The organism is Mycobacterium sp. NPDC003449, assembly GCF_053588415.1.
Window position 1 is genome coordinate 1 of the sequence record NZ_JBSFPX010000315.1, and the last position, 4,823, is coordinate 4,823.

5 protein-coding genes are annotated in these 4,823 nt (G+C 69.0%); 4 read left to right on the forward strand and 1 reads right to left on the reverse strand.

The window, feature by feature from the left end:
• Nucleotides 1-57: 57 nt before the first annotated feature.
• A complete protein-coding gene (locus ACWDTP_RS37425) occupies nt 58-621 on the reverse strand; it encodes a TetR/AcrR family transcriptional regulator (protein ID WP_450028264.1) in 564 nt (187 codons plus the stop codon).
• Between the two features lie 76 nt (nt 622-697).
• Here ACWDTP_RS37425 and ACWDTP_RS37430 point away from each other — a divergent pair, with 76 nt between their 5' ends.
• The 4 genes from ACWDTP_RS37430 to cysD all read left to right on the forward strand — a co-directional run.
• Nucleotides 698-1,828 carry a hypothetical protein gene (locus tag ACWDTP_RS37430; RefSeq protein ID WP_450028265.1) on the forward strand — a complete coding sequence of 377 codons (1,131 nt, stop codon included), beginning with the start codon at nt 698-700 and terminating at the stop codon, nt 1,826-1,828.
• A complete protein-coding gene (locus ACWDTP_RS37435) occupies nt 1,822-2,835 on the forward strand; it encodes a phosphotransferase family protein (protein ID WP_450028266.1) in 1,014 nt (337 codons plus the stop codon). Before ACWDTP_RS37430 ends, ACWDTP_RS37435 begins: the two co-directional genes overlap by 7 nt.
• Nucleotides 2,836-2,902: 67 nt before the next feature.
• On the forward strand, nt 2,903-4,234 hold the full coding sequence (locus tag ACWDTP_RS37440) for an MFS transporter (protein ID WP_450028268.1): 1,332 nt from the start codon (nt 2,903-2,905) through the stop codon (nt 4,232-4,234).
• 128 nt (nt 4,235-4,362) lie between these two features.
• The coding region (gene cysD, locus ACWDTP_RS37445) for a sulfate adenylyltransferase subunit CysD (protein ID WP_450028267.1) at nt 4,363-4,823 on the forward strand (461 nt) is incomplete at its 3' end.

Consider the following 4,823-nt stretch of genomic DNA (forward strand, 5'->3'; position numbering starts at 1 on the left):
GCTCGCGGAGATAAAGGGCGCGGAGAAAAGGGCGCTCGCGGAGAAAAGGGCGAGCCGTCAGCGCGCCCTGGCCAGAACGGTCAACGCGTCGGCGGTGCGGTCGCAGAACGCGTCGCGGTCGACGAGCCCTCGCGTCATCGCCCGAACCACGGTCGAGGCGACCAGAAAGTCGAACACGGTGTCGGTGCGTTCGGCGTCGCCGATCAGCCCGGCCATGAGCCCCCGGACATCGGCCTCGGACCGCAGCACGAGCCGTTCGTAGCTGCTCTCGTCGCGGTGGTAGGCGGCGAGCAGTCCGGGCAGCGCCGCGCGGGTCACCGGACCGGCCAGCCAGTCGAGGAACATCACGACCCAGGACCGCAGATCGGCGTGCAGATCACCGGTCGGGGCGGGCACCGGCACGGGTGCGGTGTGGCCGAATGCGGCGTCCTCGATGAGGGCTTCCCGGCTGGGCCAGCGACGGTAGATGGTCGGTGCGCCGACACCGGCCCGCCGCGAGACCGCGAGCACCGTGGTGCCCTGGTAGCCTTCTTCGGCCAGGAGCTCGCGGGCCGCGGTGAGCACGGCGACGTCCTTGGACGGGTCGCGGGGGCGCCCGGCCACGGGTCCGGCACTGGTCATCTGGGAAAACCTATCCTGATCGACTGTCGCCTGTTACGTTACGGCCTATAACGTAATTGTTCCGGGAGGATCGCCGATGCTCACCCCGCACGATGAACTGCTGTGCCACCAGCTGCCGACCACGTTCGACCATGTCGCCCAGTCCGATCTGCGCTGGACCGAGCGCATCGTGATGTACGGCTTCGACCGGTCCGGCGATGTCAACGTGATGACCGGCCTGGCCCGCTATCCGAATCGCAATGTCACCGATGCGTACGCGATGATCACCAAACGGGGCGGCGAGGCCCGCGTGGTGCGCATGTCGACCGAACTCAATCCCGAATCCGGTGCGCTCGGAACGTATTCCGTCGGACCGTTGAGCTATGCCGTCGAGGACCCGCTGCGCACCGTGCGGGCCGTGCTCGAACCCAACCAGCAGGGGGTGAGCCTGGATCTGCGGTTGCGCGGACGGTTCCCGACCTACGAGCAGACCCCGGCGTTTCACCGCAGCCGTGGTCGGGTCAGTGAGGACGCGCGCCGGTTCTACCAGAACGGGGATCTCGAAGGCTGGATCGAGATCGACGGCGAACGCATCGAGATCGACCCGTCCCGTTGGTGGTTCGGCCGTGACCACTCCTGGGGCATCCGCAACGGGCCGGGCGGCGGGAGCCTGTCGGAGGGCGCGAACCTGCAGCCGCAGGAGATCCCCGAGGGGACGCTGTACTACATGGGGATCTTCGAATTCGAGGACGAGCTGGTGCATTTCGCGCAGCGCGAGACCAGCACGGGGGAGCGGTGGCAGTTCGAGGGCGAGATCCTCTATCCGATCGCCGACGGCAGGCCCGCGGGCACGATCATCGACGTCGAGCACGACCTCACGTTCCGCGACGACCTGCGGGTGATCCGCGGCGGCACCTTCACCGTGCACCGCGGCGACCGCAGCATCAACACCATCGAGGTCAGCCCGATCACCGATTTCTGGCCGGGGCTGGCCGGTTACCTGGAGGTCGACGGCTACGCCTCCGGGCATTGGCGCGGAACCGATTTCATCGACGGGTTCACCGCCGACACCACCGACCTCGACGTCATCAAACCGGTCAGCTTTCTGTCCGAAACGCTGTGCGAGGTGAGGATGTCCGGGCCGGACGGGTGCCCCAGAACGGGGCACGGCCTGGTCGAAATGGTGTTCGTCGGCGCCTATCCGCGCTACGGGTACACCGGATGGTGAGGCTGCCCGCCGACGAGCTGCCCGCGGCCCTCGAACCCCTCGTCCGCCGGCACATTCCCGGGGCGGAGCGGGCCCGGGTGGCCAATTGGGTGGCCAGCACCGGTGGATTCTCCACCGAGACCTACCTTTTCGACGTCGAGAACGTCGAAGGCGCCACCCTGGGACTGGTCTTCCGCAGGCCACCCGAGTTCGCGATCCTGCCCGACTACGACCTGCGCAGGCAGTACCTGGTGATGCAGCGGCTCGCCGCGTCGCCCGTCCCGGTACCGACCGTGCGCTGGATCGACGCCGACGGCTCCGGCTTGGGCACCCAGTATCTGGTGATGGACCGCATCGACGGCCTGCTCGGGGTCAGCGATGTCCCGCCCTACCACGGGGCAGGCATCTTCGCCGAAACCGACGACGCGGGCCGGGCCAGGCTGTGGAACGGCTGCGTCGACATGATCGCGGCGGTGCACCGGCTCGATCCCCAGCGGTACCGGCTGGGCTTCCTCGGCGACCCGACGCCGCGCGCGCTCGCCGGATTCCTGCGGTACGCGATCGGCTGGGCCTACGGCGACACACCGATCCCGCCGATCTTCGCCCGGGCGCTGGACTGGCTGGACGCGCATACCTACACCCCCGAGCGGGTGGGGCTGTGCTGGGGCGACGCCAGGATGTCGAACGTGCTGTACCGGCCCGACCTGTCGCCCGCCGCGGTGCTGGACTGGGAGATCGCCTACCTCGGCGACCCGGCCGCCGATATCAGCTGGCTGCTGATGACCGACTGGGTCAGCAGCCCACTGCCCGGCAATGCGCCCGCGCCGGGCACCCCCGGCCGCGAGGAGACCATCGACCGCTACGAACGCGCGGTCGGGCACTGCATCGGCAACATCGCGTTCGGCGATGTCACCGCGCCGCTGCTGCTGGCGGTCGCGCTGATCCGGCTCAACCGCCGCTTCGCCATCCCCGGCGTCGACCTGGCCGATATCTGCGCCCGGCGTCTGGAGTACGTGCTCGGCAGCTGACCGGGCCGCGGGACTGGACTAGATTTCTCGGGTGTCCAACCCCGAGGTGCCACCGTTCCCGCGCGGGATGGCGCTGCTGGTGGCGGGGGCGTTCTTCATGGAGATCCTGGACGCCACGATCATCACGCCGGCCATCCCGTTGATCGCGTCGTCGCTGAGGGTAGACGCCGTCGACGTCAACGTCGCGATCTCGGCCTATCTGGTGACGGTCGCCATGCTGATCCCGGCCAGCGGCTGGATGGCCGACCGGTTCGGCATCCGGCGGGTGTTCATCGCCGCGATCGCGGTGTTCACCCTGGCCTCGGTGGGCTGCGCGCTCAGCGTCTCGCTGCCGATGCTGGTCGGCACCCGGATCTTGCAGGGGATAGGCGGCGCCATGATGGTGCCCGTCGGACGGCTCGCGGTGCTGCGCCACAGCGGGAAGGGCGACCTGGTGCGCGCCATCGCCCTGCTGACCTGGCCGGCACTGGCGGCACCGGTGCTCGCTCCGGTGCTGGGCGGCGCGATTGCCACCCTGGGCAACTGGCGGTGGATCTTCGCGGTGAACATTCCGATCGGGCTGATCGGAATCGTGCTGGCGCTGCGGCTCATTCGCGGTGAACCGCAGCCCTGCCCCCGGTCCCTGGACTGGCCCGGGCTGCTGGCGCTGGGCTCCGGCATCGCCGCGGCGCTGATCGCGCTCGAGCACATCCGGGTGACCGGGACGGACTGGCCGCTGGTCGCCTGGTGTGCCGCGGGCGCGGTGATCCTGCTGGGCGCGGCCCTGTGGCGGCTGCTCGGCGCGACCTCCCCGTTGCTGCAGCTGCGCGTGCTCAGGGTGCGCACATTACGCATCACGGTGCAGGCGGGCTCGCTGTACCGGATGGTGATCACCGCGGTCCCGTTCCTGCTGCCGCTGCAGTTCCAGATCGAGTTCGGCTGGACACCGTTCGCCGCCGGCCTGATGGTGGCCGCGCTGTTCGCCGGGAACCTCACCATCAAGCCGGCCACCACACCCCTGATGCGCCGGTTCGGCGTCCGCACCGTGCTGCTGGTCAACGGCGTTGCCTCGATCGGCTGCTTCGGGCTCCTGGCGCTGCTGCGACCGGGTCTGCCCGTTGTGCTGATGGCCACCATCCTCTACGTGAGCGGGGCCCTGCGGTCGATCGGTTTCACCGCGTACAACACCCTGGCGTTCTCCGATGTGGACGGCGATCAGCTCACCCACGCGAACACGCTCAACTCCTCGGTGCAGGAGCTCGCCGCGGGCCTCGGGATCGCGGTGGCGGCGCTGCTGCTCAGCCAGTTGGGCTCGTATTCGTCGACGTACCTGGTGCTGGGCGCCGTGCTCGCCGTGACCCTGCTCGAATCCGTGCGGCTGCCACGAAGCGCGGGCGCGCACGTCAGCGGGCATAGCTAGCGGCCCGGGGATGTTGACTTCACTCGGGACCGGCCGAACGGGTCACATTGACAGCCGGTCCGCGGCCCGATTACATTTCCGAGCATGCTTGCAAATCTGGCCATTTCTACCAACTTAATGGGGAAGTGATGACCACCGTCGAGACCACCGACCGGCCGGCCAACTACGAGCTGAGCCATCTGCGCTCGCTGGAGGCCGAAGCCATCCACATCATCCGTGAGGTCGCCGCCGAGTTCGAGCGGCCGGTGCTGCTGTTCTCCGGTGGCAAGGATTCGATCGTCATGCTGCACCTGGCGATCAAGGCGTTCGCCCCGGCGCGGCTGCCGTTCCCGGTGATGCACGTCGACACCGGCCACAACTTCGACGAGGTGATCGAGACCAGGGACCGGTTGGTCGCCGAGAACGGGGTGCGGCTGGTGGTCGCCTCGGTGCAGGACGACATCGACGCCGGCCGGGTGGTGGACAACGGCCCGTCGCGCAACCCGCTGCAGACCGTGACGTTGCTGCGCGGTATCCGGGAGAACCGGTTCGACGCCGCGTTCGGCGGCGCCCGCCGTGACGAGGAGAAGGCCCGCGCCAAGGAGCGGGT